General features: G+C 62.4%; 14 protein-coding genes and 1 tRNA gene. 14 read left to right on the forward strand and 1 reads right to left on the reverse strand.

Translation table 11 applies throughout. The annotated features are described in order from the left end of the window. Positions 1 to 99 precede the first annotated feature (99 nt). The 4 genes from uvrB to GGR66_RS05570 all read left to right on the forward strand — a co-directional run bounded on the left by uvrB (position 100) and on the right by GGR66_RS05570 (position 4,641). Positions 100 to 2,130, forward strand: a complete 2,031-nt coding sequence (gene uvrB / locus GGR66_RS05555) for an excinuclease ABC subunit UvrB (RefSeq protein WP_160967307.1) — start codon at positions 100 to 102, stop codon at positions 2,128 to 2,130. Between the two features lie 95 nt (positions 2,131 to 2,225). Beyond that, a tRNA-Val gene (locus GGR66_RS05560) sits at positions 2,226 to 2,300 on the forward strand. 159 nt (positions 2,301 to 2,459) lie between these two features. Continuing rightward, entirely contained in the window at positions 2,460 to 2,717 is a 258-nt protein-coding gene (locus GGR66_RS05565) for a hypothetical protein (RefSeq protein WP_048489910.1), read from the forward strand. Positions 2,718 to 2,967: 250 nt separating this feature from the next. Next, the gene (locus GGR66_RS05570) at positions 2,968 to 4,641 is read left to right on the forward strand and encodes a type IV secretory system conjugative DNA transfer family protein (protein WP_160967309.1); all 1,674 of its coding nucleotides are present in this window, start codon (positions 2,968 to 2,970) and stop codon (positions 4,639 to 4,641) included. Between the two features lie 186 nt (positions 4,642 to 4,827). Here the strand turns inward: GGR66_RS05570 and GGR66_RS05575 are convergent, their stop codons facing one another. Further along, positions 4,828 to 4,965, reverse strand: a complete 138-nt coding sequence (locus GGR66_RS05575; protein WP_160967310.1) for a hypothetical protein — start codon at positions 4,963 to 4,965, stop codon at positions 4,828 to 4,830. A gap of 77 nt (positions 4,966 to 5,042) precedes the next feature. Here GGR66_RS05575 and GGR66_RS05580 point away from each other — a divergent pair, with 77 nt between their 5' ends. From GGR66_RS05580 to GGR66_RS05625, 10 genes are all read left to right on the forward strand, one after another. Beyond that, positions 5,043 to 5,465: a hypothetical protein gene (locus tag GGR66_RS05580; protein ID WP_017916128.1), complete on the forward strand. Its 423-nt coding sequence runs from the start codon at positions 5,043 to 5,045 to the stop codon at positions 5,463 to 5,465. Positions 5,466 to 5,526: 61 nt separating this feature from the next. Beyond that, positions 5,527 to 6,540: a type IV secretion system protein gene (locus tag GGR66_RS05585; protein ID WP_184447560.1), complete on the forward strand. Its 1,014-nt coding sequence runs from the start codon at positions 5,527 to 5,529 to the stop codon at positions 6,538 to 6,540. Further along, positions 6,537 to 7,298, forward strand: a complete 762-nt coding sequence (locus GGR66_RS05590; RefSeq protein WP_043084564.1) for a TrbG/VirB9 family P-type conjugative transfer protein — start codon at positions 6,537 to 6,539, stop codon at positions 7,296 to 7,298. The genes GGR66_RS05585 and GGR66_RS05590 overlap by 4 nt, the downstream gene beginning before the upstream one ends. Continuing rightward, on the forward strand, positions 7,295 to 8,473 hold the full coding sequence (locus GGR66_RS05595; RefSeq protein ID WP_184447561.1) for a TrbI/VirB10 family protein: 1,179 nt from the start codon (positions 7,295 to 7,297) through the stop codon (positions 8,471 to 8,473). The genes GGR66_RS05590 and GGR66_RS05595 overlap by 4 nt, the downstream gene beginning before the upstream one ends. A gap of 19 nt (positions 8,474 to 8,492) precedes the next feature. Beyond that, entirely contained in the window at positions 8,493 to 9,536 is a 1,044-nt protein-coding gene (virB11, locus tag GGR66_RS05600) for a P-type DNA transfer ATPase VirB11 (protein WP_184447562.1), read from the forward strand. Between the two features lie 146 nt (positions 9,537 to 9,682). Continuing rightward, on the forward strand, positions 9,683 to 10,555 hold the full coding sequence (locus tag GGR66_RS05605) for a lytic transglycosylase domain-containing protein (protein WP_184447563.1): 873 nt from the start codon (positions 9,683 to 9,685) through the stop codon (positions 10,553 to 10,555). A 73-nt stretch (positions 10,556 to 10,628) separates the two neighbouring features. Then, the gene (locus GGR66_RS05610; protein ID WP_184447564.1) at positions 10,629 to 11,024 is read left to right on the forward strand and encodes a TrbC/VirB2 family protein; all 396 of its coding nucleotides are present in this window, start codon (positions 10,629 to 10,631) and stop codon (positions 11,022 to 11,024) included. Continuing rightward, a complete protein-coding gene (locus GGR66_RS05615; RefSeq protein WP_184447565.1) occupies positions 11,017 to 11,328 on the forward strand; it encodes a VirB3 family type IV secretion system protein in 312 nt (103 codons plus the stop codon). Before GGR66_RS05610 ends, GGR66_RS05615 begins: the two co-directional genes overlap by 8 nt. A 168-nt stretch (positions 11,329 to 11,496) precedes the next feature. Next, entirely contained in the window at positions 11,497 to 13,968 is a 2,472-nt protein-coding gene (locus GGR66_RS05620; protein WP_184447566.1) for a VirB4 family type IV secretion/conjugal transfer ATPase, read from the forward strand. A gap of 69 nt (positions 13,969 to 14,037) precedes the next feature. Then, positions 14,038 to 14,814: a hypothetical protein gene (locus GGR66_RS05625; protein ID WP_255421598.1), complete on the forward strand. Its 777-nt coding sequence runs from the start codon at positions 14,038 to 14,040 to the stop codon at positions 14,812 to 14,814. The last annotated feature ends 29 nt before the right edge of the window (positions 14,815 to 14,843 follow it).

Genomic DNA, 14,843 nt, shown 5'->3' on the forward strand with positions numbered 1-14,843 from the left:
GGGCTTGAATGAGGGGGTTGTGCGTTCCCATGTAGGAAATCTCCCCGGCGCGGGGTCGGCCGACGCTGTCGCCCGCGCTTTCCACCTTGAGGCTTGTGCATGTCCGACCGTTTCCAACTCGTATCGCCGTATTCGCCGGCCGGCGACCAGCCGCAGGCGATCGAGAAGCTGGTGGCCGGCTTCGAGGCCGGCCTGGCCAAGCAGACCCTGCTTGGCGTGACCGGGTCGGGCAAGACCTACACCATCGCCAACGTGGTCCAGGCGATCCAGAAGCCGACCCTGGTCATGGCGCCGAACAAGACCCTGGCGGCGCAGCTGTACGGTGAGTTCAAGGCGTTCTTTCCCAACAACGCGGTCGAGTACTTCGTCAGCTACTACGACTACTACCAGCCCGAGGCCTACGTGCCGTCTTCGGACACCTTCATCGAGAAGGACAGTTCGATCAACGAGCACATCGAGCAGATGCGCCTGGCCGCGACCAAGACCCTGCTGTCGCGGCGCGATGCGCTGGTGGTGGCCACGGTCTCGGCGATCTATGGCCTGGGCGCGCCGGAGGACTACCTGTCGCTGCGGCTGATCCTGTCGATCGGCGAGCATGTCGAGCAGCGCCAGTTGATCCGCCACCTGACCGATCTGCAGTACACCCGCAACGAGTACGAGCTGCACCGCGGCAGCTTCCGCGTGCGCGGCGAGGTCATCGACGTGTTCCCGGCCGAATCCGACAGCGAAGCCTTGCGCATCGAGCTGTTCGATGGCGACGTGGAGCAGCTGACCCTGTTCGATCCGCTGACCGGCGAGACCCTGCGCAAGCTGCAGCGCTACACGATCTACCCGAAGACCCACTACGCCACCACCCGCGAGCGCACCCTCAGTGCGGTGGATACGATCAAGCTGGAACTGAAGGACCGGCTCGAGCAGCTGTACGCGCAGAACAAGCTGGTCGAGGCGCAGCGGCTGGCGCAGCGCACCCAGTTCGACCTGGAAATGATGGCCGAAGTCGGCTTCTGCAACGGCATCGAGAACTACTCGCGGCATCTCACCGGCAAGGCGCCGGGCGAGCCGCCGCCGACCCTGTTCGACTACCTCCCGGCCGACGCGTTGCTGGTGGTGGACGAGTCGCACGTCACCGTGCCGCAGATCGGCGCGATGTACAAAGGCGACCGCTCGCGCAAGGAAACCCTGGTGGAGTTCGGTTTCCGCCTGCCGTCGGCGCTGGACAACCGGCCGCTGCGCTTCGAGGAATGGGAGGCGCGCTCGCCGCGCAGCATCTACGTGTCGGCCACGCCCGGTCCGTACGAGTTGCGCGAGTCGGCCGGCGAGATCACCGAACTGGTGGTGCGCCCGACCGGCCTGATCGATCCTGAGGTGGAGATCCGGCCGGTCGGGACCCAGGTCGACGACCTGCTGTCGGAGATCAACCTGCGCGTGGCCGATGGCGACCGCGTGCTGGTCACCACGCTGACCAAGCGCATGGCCGAGAACCTCACCGAGTACCTGGGCGAGCACGGCGTGAAGGTGCGCTACCTGCACTCGGACATCGATACGGTCGAGCGCGTGGAAATCATCCGCGACCTGCGCCTTGGCAAGTTCGACGTGCTCGTCGGTATCAACCTGCTGCGCGAGGGGCTGGACATGCCCGAGGTCTCGCTGGTCGCGATCCTCGATGCCGACAAGGAAGGTTTCCTGCGCTCCACCGGCTCGCTGATCCAGACCATCGGCCGCGCCGCACGCAACCTGCGCGGCAAGGCCATCCTGTATGCGGACAAGATGACGCGCTCGATGCAGGCCGCGATCGACGAGACCGGGCGCCGCCGCGAGAAGCAGGTGGAGTACAACCTGGAACATGGGATCACCCCGAAGTCGGTGGCGCGTCCGATCGTGGACATCCTGGAGGGGGCACGCGAAGACGCGTCCGAGGCCAAGTCGGGCAAGGGCAAAGGCAAGGGCAAGGCGCGCCGGATCGCGGAAGAGCCGGCCGACTACCGGACGCTGGCGCCAGCGGAGATCGCCGCCCGGCTCAAGGCGCTGGAGCAGGAGATGTACCAGCACGCACGCGATCTGGAGTTCGAGGACGCGGCGCGGGTGCGCGACCAGATCAAGAAGCTGCGCGATGCCAGCCTGGTCGGCTAGGCGGGCCGCAGTGGCCGATATGGGGGCGGGTATTGTTCTTGTCCGCCAGGTGGGCTAAGATTCGCGCCCCTGCAGCGGTGCGCCGCGGCAGAGAAGGGCGGTTAGCTCAGCGGTAGAGCACTACCTTGACATGGTAGGGGTCACAGGTTCGAACCCTGTACCGCCCACCACGTCGCCAAGAAGCGGACGTGGACACGATGAAGCCGGCGAAAGCCGGCTTTTTTGTGCCTGCGCTGCGGCCGCCGGGTAGCGCCCGCGGGGTAGCGCTGGTCGCATGGCCACGCTTGCTTTAGCATCCAAGCGGACGATCAGGCGAGGAGGCCAGGCGCATGGTGGAATACCATCATACGGTGCAAGTCAAAGGACGCTACCAACTCGTGGCGTTGACTCGGGAGCCGGAGTACAGCCCGGCCAACGTGGTGGGCTATGCGGTTACCACCGACGGCGGCGCGCGCGTGGATCCGCACGACATGTCCTGGGACGAGGCGCGGGTCTTCCTGGATACCCTGGTCGAGCGCGATCGGGACGCGGTCAGCGCGGAAAAGAAGCCGTCGCGGAACAAGCCGAGCACGCGGCAGCGTCGCTGAGGCGCGGTGTGCGCGTCGAGGTAGGGGCGCAGCGCGCTGGACGCTCGGGCAGGATGTGCCGACGCCATGGGCGTGGCCATGGCGCCACCGGGGCATGGCAGTTGCGATGAGCGCCTGCACGGCTCTGAGCCGTCTCCCGCCGGCGCCTCACCCCGCATCCATCTCGCCGCACAGACTGCCTACGCAGGTCGTCTCAAAGTGCGTAACTCGCTCTAGAATATTCGCCAGGTTGGATCAGGGAGGATAGGACTTGTCGAATCGTAAACTCGTTGCGGCGGCGCTCGTCGTCGTGCTCACGGCCGTCTGTGGCTATTTCCTGTCCGGCTACCTGGTCCTGCTGCTGCTGAAGCTGGACACGCGGATGTTCGGGCTCGGCACCTACTACCAGTACGTCCATGCCATCGGCTTGCCGGAGGTGGCCCCCTACGTCGGCAAGATCAAATGGGCGGGCTACCTCGGTTTCGGCTTGCCCGGCCTGCTGGCCTTGCTGATCCTGGTACTGATGTTCAAGCCGCCCAAGCGCAGCCTGCATGGCGACGCGCGCTTCGCGGGCGCGGCCGACCTGTCCAAGCATGGGCTGTTCAAGACCAGCGGCGACGGCATCGTGGTCGGCAAGTTCCGCGGCAAGCTGGTGCGCCTCAGCGGTCAGCAGTTCGTGATCCTGGCCGCCCCGACCCGCTCGGGCAAGGGCGTCGGCGTGGTCATTCCGAACCTGCTCGAGTACCAGGAATCGGTGGTGGTGCTGGACATCAAACAGGAGAACTTCGATCTGACCAGCGGCTGGCGCGCCAGCCAGGGCCAGGAGGTGTTCCTGTTCAATCCCTTTGCCGAGGACCGCCGCACCCATCGCTGGAATCCGCTCAGCTATGTCTCCGACGATCCGGCGTTCCGCGTCTCGGACCTGATGAGCATTGCCGCCATGCTGTACCCGGACGGCTCCGACGATCAGAAGTTCTGGGTCAGCCAGGCGCGCAACGCGTTCATGGCGTTCTCGCTGTACCTGTTCGAGAACTGGGACGACGAGCGCAACATCGGCTTTCCCGGCGGTCTCGGCACGCCGACACTGGGCGCGATCTACCGCCTGTCTTCCGGCGACGGCACCGACCTGAAGAAGTATCTGAAGTCGCTGTCGGAGCGGCGCTTCCTCAGCGGCAATGCCAAGTCGGCGTTCTCCAATATGCTGTCGCAGGCGGACGAGACCTTCGCCTCGATCATGGGCACGCTGAAGGAGCCGCTCAATGCCTGGATCAACCCGGTGCTGGATGCGGCCACCAGCGACAACGACTTCCTGCTCACCGACCTGCGCAAGAAGAAGATGACCATCTACATCGGCATCCAGCCCAACAAGCTGGCCGAGAGTCGCCTGATCATCAACCTGTTCTTCAGCCAGATCATCAACCTCAACACCAAGGAGCTGCCCAAGAGCAATCCTGAGTTGAAGTACCAGTGCCTGCTGTTGATGGACGAGTTCACCGCGATCGGCAAAGTCGACATCATCGCCTCGGCAGTGTCATATATGGCCGGTTACAATGTCCGCCTTCTGCCGATCATCCAGAGCATGGCGCAGCTCGATGCCACCTATGGCAAAGACGTCTCGCGGACCATCATCACGAATCATGCACTGCAGATTCTTTACGCTCCGCGCGAGCAGCAGGACGCCAACGACTACTCCGAGATGCTCGGCTACACCACCTTCCGCAAGAAGAACGTCACGCGCGGCAAGGACGTGACCCGGAGCGTGTCGGAGGAGAAGCGGGCGCTGATGCTGCCGCAGGAGTTGAAGGCGATGGGGAACGACCAGGAAGTGTTCTTGTACGAGGGCATTCCACATCCGGTGAAGTGCGACAAGATCAAGTACTACAAGGATCGCCACTTCACCGCGCGGCTGCTTCCGAAAGTCGATATCCCGACGCTCTCGATCTGAAAGTGTGACAAGAAACACTTATTTTTTGGGCGTATTTATCAATTGAACGTTTTTTTGCCAAATGCTTGACGTGAGCATGCCCCTGCGGCACATTCTCGCGAGTATGGCGGCGCGTTGGTAACAGAAACAGGAACAGGGGCGTGGGCCGAACAGGCGCACGTAAGGGGTGACATGGAAGGTTTGCTGTCAAATTCCGTTTTCTTCGGCGCTGGTCGCGCGGCCTCGGGAGTCCTCCGTTGCCCGCAGCAGATCTGTGCCCGCGCCGTTCCCGGCGCCTTCCTTCTCGCGATGCGCGCGTGGCGTCGTCGCGTCGAACTTCGCCATCCAGTAGCGGGCCGCCTGTGCGCCGTCCGCTCTCAATACGTTTCCGCAATTCAGAGGCTCGCGTGAAAAGAACGCATATGTTTCGGCTCATCGCTACGTTGAGTGCCGTCGCGCTGTTGAGCGCCTGCGCAACCAGGCCGGCACCCGACTTCCGCGGCAAGTGGAAGCCGGTCAATCGTTTCTCCGAGTCGACCATGGAGATCCCGCTGTACTCGTCGTACGTGTACCAGGCGATCCCGATGGACGGCACGCTGAAGACGATGCTCGAGCGCTGGGCCAAGGACTCGAACATGCAGCTGTCCTACGGCATCCAGTCCGATTACACGTTGTACGCACCGGTCGCCAAGATCAACACCACCAGCATCCAGCAGGCGGTCGCCGAGCTGAGCGTGGTCTATGCGCAGGAAGGGCTGAGCGTGACCGCCGCGGGCAATCGCATCCTGGTGCAGCCGTCGTCGTCGCTGAGCGGTGCGCCGGCGGCCAGCGGCAGCGCGAAGTGACCTCACCGCGGGCATACGCGCTGTACGCCCGCAGCCACATTACGAAACCTGGTGAAGTCTGATGTTCGGTAAAAAGCCGGTCGAAAGCGAAAACGTCAACAAAGCGGTAGCGAAGGCGGTCAACTACGAAATCAGCATTGCTGATCTGGCGCGCCGCAGCGAGCGCCGTGCGTGGTGGGTCGCGTTCGGCGCCATCATCATGTGCCTGCTGCTCGGCGGCGGGTATTACTACATGCTGCCGTTGAAGGAGAAAGTGCCGTACCTGGTGATGGCGGATGCGTACACCGGCAATTCCACGATCTCGGTCCTGCGCAACAGCGGCGATGTGCAGAGCGTCACCAGCAGCGAAGCACTGGCCAGGAGCAATGTGGCGCGCTTCATCACTGCACGTGAGTCTTACGACTCGGAGATGATGGGGCTCAACGACTGGAATACGGTGTTCTCGATGGCGCCGCGGAATACCGCGGTGGGCGCCGAGTATTTCAATCTGCATGCGCCCAACAATCCGTCGGCGCCGTACTACACCTACGGCAAGGCACGCTCGATTCGGGTCAAGATTCTGAGCATCTCGCTGCTCGGTGGCAGCGGCAAGCCCTATACCGGTGCGAATGTGCGCTTCCAGCGCAGCATCTACGACAAGAAGACCGGGCAGTCCACGCTTCTGGACAACAAGTTCGCCATCATGGGCTTCCGTTACAACAGCAACCTGGCCATGGAAGACGAACTGCGGGTGCAGAATCCGCTGGGGTTCCAGGTGACCGATTACCGTGTCGACAACGACTACTCGGCCATGCCGGTGCCTCCGTCGTCCGCCGTGCAGACGCCTGCCGCCGGCGCGGTTCAGCAGCCGGCGGCTGCTCAGCAGATGCCGGGAGCGGCGGGACAAGTGCCTGTGCAGCAGATGCCGGGCCAGCCGATGGCACCGGGCGCTGGCGGCACGATGCCGGTTCCGCAACAGGAGCCGATGGCCAACCCGACCAGCGCACCTGTCTACCCCGGGGCGCAGCCCGCTACTGCGCCTCCTGCACCCAACGTTGCACCTCAGCACAATGGTAATGGAGCGAACGTTCGATGAGTTTCCTGACGAAAACCGGTGCGGCGCATATTGCGTTGCTGGCTCTGGGCCTGTTCGCGCCGATCGCGTCGGCCCAGGTGGTCCAGCAGTACGAGTACGAGCCTGACAAGATCTATCAGGTACGTACCGGCTTGGGCATCACCACCCAGATCGAACTGAGCCCGAACGAGAAGATCCTCGATTACAGCACCGGTTTCACCAGTGGCTGGGAGCTCAGCCGTCGCGAGAACGTCTTCTATCTGAAGCCGAAGAACGTCGACGTCGACACCAACATGATGATCCGCACCGCCACCCATTCCTACATCCTGGAATTGAAGGTGGTGGCGACGGACTGGCAGCGGCTGGAGCAGGCCAAGCAGGCCGGCGTGCAGTACAAGGTGACCTTCACCTATCCGAAGGACACCAGCTTTGCCGCCGCGAGCGACGAAGTGAAGGATGAGTCGCAGCTCGACACCCGTTTGACCAAGGATCGTCATTACTACTTCGACTACGACTACTCCACGCGTTCCAAGCAAATGTGGATCGTGCCGAGCAGCGTCTACGACGATGGCAAGTTCACCTACATCAAAATGGATCTGACGCGTTTCCCCACTGGCAACTTCCCGGCCGTGTTCGGTCGCGAGAAGGAAAGCGATGAGGATTTCCTGGTCAACACCACAGTCGAGGGCAACACCCTGATTGTCCACGGGACCTATCCCTTCCTGGTCATCCGCCACGGCAAGAATGTTGTCGGCTTGCGTAGGAACAAGCAAAAGTGAACTCGAATCTACCCCCGTCTGACGAAAACTACGGCCGCGACAACGGTCAGCCGCGTTCCCCGCATGCGGACGATGCGCCGCGCGAGAATCCTTATTTCGCTCGCCAGCAGCAGACTGCCGATCCGGATCTGGACGCCAATGAGCCGGTGTTGCGGTCCAGCGACCTGAAGAAGCTCAATCGCAAGGCGCTGGTGTTCCTGGCCGGTATCGCTGCGCTGCTGATCCTGGCGATCTTCTGGCTGGTGAGCGGCAGCAGCACGCCCGAACCCGCGCCGAAGCCGCGCCAGGAGGCGGTGGTGGCGCCTGCGTTGCCGCAGACCGCCGCGCCGCCGCCGGTGCAGCCGGCCGAGCCGGTGCAACTGGCCGAGCAGCCGAACCTGCCGCCGTTGCCGCCGATGCCCACCGATCCCGACGCGCAGATGCAGTCGGCGCCGCGACAAGAGCGTGGGCCGTCCTTGCTGGAGCGGCGCATGGCCGGCCTGCAACAGGACGCCGGCGGCCAGGGCCTTGGTGGCATGCTGCCGGGCCAGGAGCAGGGCGGCGCGCCGATCCAGCAGGAGCAGGAAACCTCCGCCAAGCCGATCGCCAACCCGGACGGTCTGCTGGTGCGTGGCACCTATATCCGCTGTGTGCTGGAGACCCGGATCATCACCGACTTCCCGGGCTTCACTTCCTGCATCATCACCGAGCCGGTCTACTCCATCAACGGCCGCCGTCTGCTGCTGCCGAAGGGATCGAAGATCCTCGGCCAGTACGGTTCCGCGGAACCGACCGGCCCGCGCATGCAGGTGGTCTGGGATCGCATCACCACCCCGACCGGCATCGATGTGACGCTGGTCGGTCCTGGCGTCGACAATCTCGGCAGTTCCGGCCATCCGGGTCAGTACAGTGCACACTGGGCGAGCCGGATTTCGTCCGCGCTGATGATCAGCATGCTCAGCGACGCCTTCAAGTGGGCGGCGGCCGAGCACGGCCCGAAGACCACGACCACCGGCATCAACTCCGGCGTGGTCACCGAGCAGCCGTTCGAGAGCAACACGGCGCAGTCCATCCAGCGTCTGGCCGACCAGGCACTGGATCGCCGGCGCCCCGCCACCGTGACCATCAACCAGGGCACCATCGTGAACGTCTACGTGGCCAAGGACGTCGACTTCACGGCCGTGTTGCCGCGTTGACCGAGAACGAGACAGCGACGTGACCTTCGACGACTCTCCGACCGCGCAGATCTCCACGGATTTCCTGGATTACCAGTACTCGGTGCTGGGCATCCTGGATTACCTGAACTCGCCGGAAGTGACGGAAATCTGCATCAACCGTCCCGGCGAGCTGTACCTGGAGACGCTGCGCGGCTGGCAGCGGATGGACATTCCGTCGCTGACCTTCGACCGCGCGCGGCAGTTCTGCACGGCGGTGGTCAACGAGAGCAATACCGGTCAACGCATCACCGACGCCGATCCGGTGGTGTCGTTGACCTTTCCCACCGGGCAGCGCGCGCAGTTCGTGATTCCGCCGGCTTGCGACGCCGGCAAGGTGTCGATCACCATCCGGCTGCCGTCCAAGCACACCAAGACGCTGGAGCAGTACAAGGACGACGGCTTCTTCCAGGAGATCCTGGAGGTGCAGTCGGGGCTCAGCGAGCAGGATCGCGAACTGCTCGAGCTGCGTCGGCAGCGCGATTACGCCGAATTCTTCAAGAAGGCGGTGCTGTTCAAGAAGAACGTCGTCGTCGCCGGCGCCACCGGCAGCGGCAAGACCACCTTCATGAAGTCGCTGGTCAATCACATCCCGCACGAAGAGCGGCTGGTGACGATCGAAGATGCGCGCGAGCTCTTCATCAGTCAGCCCAATTCCGTGCATTTGCTCTATTCGAAAGGTGGACAAAGCACGAGCAACGTCACCGCGAAGAGCTGCATGGAAGCATGCCTGCGCATGAAGCCCGACCGCATCATCCTGGCCGAGTTGCGCGGCGACGAGTCGTTCTACTTCATCCGCAACTGCGCCTCCGGTCATCCGGGTTCCATCACCAGTTGCCATGCTGGCAGCATCGGGCAGACCTGGGACCAGCTGGCGTTGATGGTCAAGGCGTCGGCCGAGGGCTCGGGCCTGGAGTTCGCCGTCATCAAGCGGTTGCTGATGATGACCATCGACATCGTTGTCCATATCAAATCGCATGCGGGCCGGCGCTATATCACCGGTATCGATTTCGATCCGGAGCGCATGCATTCGGGTGGAGGGTGAATATGTTCATTGAAGTGATAAGGCGAAACCACGCCGATTGACTTTGAATTTTTCTTCCAACACGATTGATTTGCGACATCTGCGGCGTTCCGGACGAGTTGCCGGGAAGTCGATGCATAAGGAGTAACCACGGCATGTTGCCAGGCATGGAACTACTGAGCTGTCCCGAAATGGCAGTTCCGGCTGAAGTCATGCAGCACGTTGTGCGCGTGGAGTCGTCGCACAATCCGTTCGCGATCGGTGTGGTCGGCGCACGCTTGGTGCGCCAGCCGCAGAACCTGCCCGAAGCCGTCGCCACCGCGCGGATGCTGGAAGAGAAGGGCTACAATTTTTCCCTCGGCCTGGGGCAGGTCAATCGCTACAACCTGATCAAGTACGGTCTGGATAGCTACGAAAAGGCGTTCAAGACCTGTCCGAATCTGCAGGCCGCGTCCAAGATCCTGGCCGAGTGCTACAGTCGCTCCGGTGGCAACTGGGGCAAGTCGTTCAGTTGCTACTACTCCGGCAACTTCGAGACAGGATATCGGCACGGCTACGTGCAGAAGGTCTATGCGTCGATCAACCAGGGCAGGGCGCTCGCCGTGTCCACCGCAGGCGCGATCCCGGTCATCCCGGCAGGGAACGTGCGCCGCGTGGTCACCGACTCGGCGAAGGCGGCCGCGGTGCGCGAAGTCGATTCAATCGTGTCGCGGCGTATCGACGCCGCGGCGGGTCAGCTCGCCAGCGGCCTCGCTGCGCAAAGCCAGTTGTCGGTGCGTCCCCAGGCTGCCGTTGCGGCGCCGGCGCAGCAGGCAGCCGGCGCAGTGGCGGCATCGCCTTCACAGCCGACCGCGGCAGACTCCGATCTCTATGTGATACGACCTACAGGCGCCGGCAAAGGAGTGGCGGTTCCTGCAGGTGGCGGAGCGCCCCCAGCTCCGCACGTTGCCGCACACGCGCCCCAGGCCGTGGCGGGAGCGGCCGTTCCTGGCACAAGTACGCCGCCGCCGACGTCTGGCGACGGGGCCTTCGTATTCTAGCCAGATGCAGTAGCGCGGCCATGCAAGTGGCTTTTTGATCACCCCCTGTTTTCCAGTCAAGGAGATACTCACGATGTTCAAGAACAATCAACTGAAGTCGAACGCCAAGGTCGTCGGTACGGCGGCGCTGCAGGCGGCGGTGTTCACCGTGGCGCTGCTCGCGTCCAGCTTCGCAATGGCGCAGGACTATGCCGGTGCGGACCAGAAGGTGTGCGGCTTCCTCGGCAAGACCAACAACATCCTGAACATGGCGTCGGTCGTCGTGGTGACCATCGCGGTTGTCTTCGCCGGCTACCAGATCGCGTTCGCGCACAAGCGCGTTGCGGAAGTGGCGCCCGTGCTGCTCGGCGGCGTGTTGATCGGCGCGGCCGGTCAGTTGGCCAAGATGCTGATCGGCGACACCGGTCAGAGCGAGTGCAAGGCCACTGCGGCCATTCAGATGATCCAGCACGTACTGCACTATGCATAAGAACGTACTTTTCCGGGGCTGCACCCGGCCTGCGATGTTTTTCGGGGTGCCGTACATCCCGTTCTTCATCGGCGCGGGCGGCGGCTTCCTGATGGGTATCTATTTCAACATGTGGCTGCTGGCGCTCATTCCGGTCATCGTCTTCGTCATGCAGCAGATGACCAAGCGGGACGAGATGATCTTCCGCATGCTCGGGTTGCGCTGGATGATGAGGATGCGCGTGCGCAACCTGCAGCGCTATTCCGGCATGTGGGTGTTCTCGCCGAATGAGTACAGGAAAGACGTGCCGGGCGCCAAGCGCTAGCTTGGAACCGGGCACCGGGTCTCGACCCCATGCACGACACCTCTGTCGTGCATGGGGTTGTTCGGTTTTTCGTGTCGGCGCGCGTTGCAGGTGCGAGCGCAGTCGGCGGTTCCCGGTGCATACGCGCCGGGCCTTGGCAAGACGAAACGGATTCTGAGTTATTCCCTTATGTTCATCCCGGATACTTCAATCAGCGAGTTCATCTCCATCTCCACGCATGTGGCGCCGTCCGTGCTGAAGACGACGGGAGGAGATTTCATGCTGATCTGGCACTTGGGCGGGCTTCCGTTCGTGGGCCGCGAAGAGTGGGAGATCGAACACCGGCACAACACCTTCAATCGCATGTTGCAGACGCTGCGCGCGCCGGATTTCGCCAACGTGGCGTTCTGGGTGCACGACGTGCGTCGCCGCCGCCGCATCAAGAACGCCGGCAAGTTCAAGCAGGCGTTCAACCAGGAGCTGTCGGACCAGTACTACGGCACCTTGTCCTCGCAGAAGATCATGCAGAACGAGCTGTACATGACCATGATCTATCGCCCTGTGGTCACGGGTAAGCGTCTCATGGACAAGTCGTCGAACATTGCGCAGTTGCAGTCCGAGCAGGACCAGGCGATCGCCAAGGTGCTCGAGCTTGCCGGCAACGTCGAAGCCGTGCTGAAGGACTACTCGCCCTACCGGCTGAGCATGTACGAAGCCAGCAATGGTGTGGTGTTTTCCGAGGCCCTGGAGTTCTTCGGCTATCTGATCAACCGCATCGACGAGCCGGTGCCGGTGCTGCAGGCGCCGGTACCCGCCTATTTGCCGGTCAGCAAGCACATGTTCGCCAACAAGACCGGCGACTTCGTGATCAAGACTCCGGAGGGCGTCAATCATTTCGGTGCCATTCTGAACATCAAGGAATACACCGACGCGACCTATCCCGGCATTCTCAATGGCTTGAAGTATCTCGACTTCGAGTACGTGGTGACCCACTCCTTCAGTCCGATGGGCCGGCACGACGCGCTGAAGGTGCTCGATCGCACCAAGGGCATGATGGTGTCCTCGGGCGACAAGGCTGTCAGCCAGATCCACGAACTCGACCTGGCGATGGATCAACTCTCGTCGGGCAATTTCGTCTTGGGCGAGTATCACTTCACCATCGCGGTCTACGCCGAGACGCAGGAAAAGCTCGCGCAGCAGGTGGCCACCACGCGCGCCGAGCTGTCCAACGCCGGTTTCGTCTCGACCAAGGAGGATCTTGCGGTCGCGTCCTCCTTCTATGCCCAGCTGCCAGGCAACTGGCGCTACCGCACGCGTATCGCCAGTGTCAGCTCGCTGAACTTTCTCGGCCTGTCGCCGCTGCACAACTTCGCCCAGGGCAAGCGCGAGAACAATCCGTGGGGCGAGTGCGTCACCACCTTGCAGACCACCAACGGCCAGCCGTACTACTTCAATTTTCACGCCACGCATCCGGCGGAGAACTCGCTGGGCGAGAAGGCCATCGCCAATACCATGGTGATCGGCAAGTCGGGTACCGGTAAGACCGCGTTGATCAACTTCCTGCTCAGCCAGGTGCAGAAGTTCGATCCGATCCCGACCATCTTCTTCTTCGACAAGGATCGCGGTGCCGAGATCTTCGTACGCGCCTGCGGCGGCAATTATCTGGCGCTGGAGAACGGCAAGCCCACCGGCTTCAACCCGTTCCAGTGCGAGCGCACCGAGGCGAACGTGCAGTTCCTGGCTGACCTGATCAAGGTCCTGGCCGGCAAGCTCGAGTACACCTCGCGCGAGGAGGAGGACATCTTCCGCGGCGTGGAAGGCATGCTCGATACGCCCATGCACCTGCGCAGCATGACCAACTTCCGCAAGAGCCTGCCCAACATGGGCGACGACGGCCTGTATGCGCGTATGCGCAAGTGGACCGCCGGCAACTCGCACGGCTGGGTGTTCGACAACCCGGTCGATACGATCGATCTGGAAAAGGCCAGCATCATCGGCTTCGACTACACCGACGTCATCGACAACCCGGAAGTGCGCGTTCCGGTCATCAACTACCTGCTGCATCGGCTGGAGGCCCTGATCGACGGCCGGCCGTTGATCTATGTGATGGACGAGTTCTGGAAGATTCTTGACGGCAAGGGCGGCCTGAAGGAATTCGCCAAGAACAAGCAGAAGACCATCCGTAAGCAGAATGGCCTGGGCATCTTCGCCACCCAGAGTCCGGAGGATGCGCTCGCCAGCGATATCTCCGCGGCGCTGGTCGAACAGACCGCAACCATGATCCTGCTGCCCAATCCCAACGCCAGCAAGGAAGACTACATGGACGGCCTCAAGCTCACCGACGCCGAGTACCAGGTCGTGGTCAGCCTGGACGAGCGCTCGCGCTGCTTCCTGGTCAAGCAGGGGCATGGGTCGTCGGTGTGCCAGCTTAATCTGCGCGGCATGGACGATGCGCTGTCGGTCATTTCGGCGTCGACCGACAATATCGAAATCATGCACCAGGTGCTGGAGCGCAAGGCCAAGGAGCACGGTGTCGCGCCGGACGACCTGACGCCCGAACAATGGTTGAGCGAATTCTATGCACGGCGCAAGGGGTCCGGGAAATCGGGCCCAGCGAGGTCGGTGTCTTCGGATAATCGGGGGGCAGCGGCGGTCACCTGACTGCTTCGCCCAGGTTACGCATGGGAATGTTTCTACAAGATCTGTGTTGAGGTGTTTATGGACAAGACGATGAAATTCTCCAATCGCGTTCGTGTCGTTGGTGTAGTTGCGCTGCTCATGCTGTTGCCGGCGACTGCTTTTGCGCAGTGGAAAGTGATCGACAATAAACAGATTGACGAGAACAAAACCAATACAAAGACGCTGGATGAGAAGCTGGACAAGATCCGCGGGGACAACGAGGTCGGCAAGGCCGAAAAGGAAAAGTCCAGCGGCGACGAGGTCGAGAAGCCGAAGGAGAAGCTTGTCAAGGTCGACGACAATTACGGCGTCTCCGACTGCGCGGCCAAGACCTCGGGAACGCCCGTGTCGCAGGAACAGCAGCAGACTTGCGAATTGATCCAGCGCACGCGCAATTCGCAGTTCAACTACATGGTGGCAATGTACGACATCACCGAGAAGCGACTGCAGCGTCTGCGCGACCTGGAACAACAGCGGGCGAAAATCGACACGAACCAGATCGGCTTGCTGGAAGACAACACCAACAAGCTGATCGCGTTGCGGGCGCTGATGGACATCGATCGCCAGCAGACCGAAGCGGCGATGTTCGCCTACGAGAAGCGCTTGTCTTACCTGACCCAGGTGCAGTCCGCCGGTGCCTGGGCCGCAATGAACGGCAAGAAGCCGCCGTCGGCCACGACGACGGGCGGCGGCGGTTTGTTCGAAGGGTTCTCGGGGTTGAGCGATTTCGCAAGCAAGCTGGTCGGCGGCGCGGTGATGGGCGGAGCCTTGCAACTCGCCAAGTCAAAGCGGCCTGATGGCCTCAAGCAATTGAGCATCGAAGATTAACCACGCTGCCCGATTCATTGAACGGAATC

The sequence above is a fragment of the Xanthomonas sp. 3498 genome, from assembly GCF_014199795.1.
In the GTDB taxonomy this organism is placed as follows: Bacteria; Pseudomonadota; Gammaproteobacteria; order Xanthomonadales; family Xanthomonadaceae; genus Xanthomonas_A; species Xanthomonas_A rydalmerensis.

Bases quoted from the DNA above. Each gene is read 5' to 3' on its own strand.
- GGR66_RS05585 (WP_184447560.1), top strand. From the start codon at position 5,527: ATGTTCGGTAAAAAGCCGGTCGAAAGCGAAAACGTCAACAAAGCGGTA.
- GGR66_RS05580 (WP_017916128.1), top strand. From the start codon at position 5,043: ATGTTTCGGCTCATCGCTACGTTGAGTGCCGTCGCGCTGTTGAGCGCC.
- GGR66_RS05575 (WP_160967310.1), bottom strand. From the start codon at position 4,965: ATGGCGAAGTTCGACGCGACGACGCCACGCGCGCATCGCGAGAAGGAA.
- uvrB (WP_160967307.1), top strand. From the start codon at position 100: ATGTCCGACCGTTTCCAACTCGTATCGCCGTATTCGCCGGCCGGCGAC.
- GGR66_RS05565 (WP_048489910.1), top strand. From the start codon at position 2,460: ATGGTGGAATACCATCATACGGTGCAAGTCAAAGGACGCTACCAACTC.
- GGR66_RS05625 (WP_255421598.1), top strand. From the start codon at position 14,038: ATGAAATTCTCCAATCGCGTTCGTGTCGTTGGTGTAGTTGCGCTGCTC.
- GGR66_RS05605 (WP_184447563.1), top strand. From the start codon at position 9,683: ATGGAACTACTGAGCTGTCCCGAAATGGCAGTTCCGGCTGAAGTCATG.
- GGR66_RS05610 (WP_184447564.1), top strand. From the start codon at position 10,629: ATGTTCAAGAACAATCAACTGAAGTCGAACGCCAAGGTCGTCGGTACG.
- GGR66_RS05620 (WP_184447566.1), top strand. From the start codon at position 11,497: ATGTTCATCCCGGATACTTCAATCAGCGAGTTCATCTCCATCTCCACG.
- GGR66_RS05615 (WP_184447565.1), top strand. From the start codon at position 11,017: ATGCATAAGAACGTACTTTTCCGGGGCTGCACCCGGCCTGCGATGTTT.
- GGR66_RS05590 (WP_043084564.1), top strand. From the start codon at position 6,537: ATGAGTTTCCTGACGAAAACCGGTGCGGCGCATATTGCGTTGCTGGCT.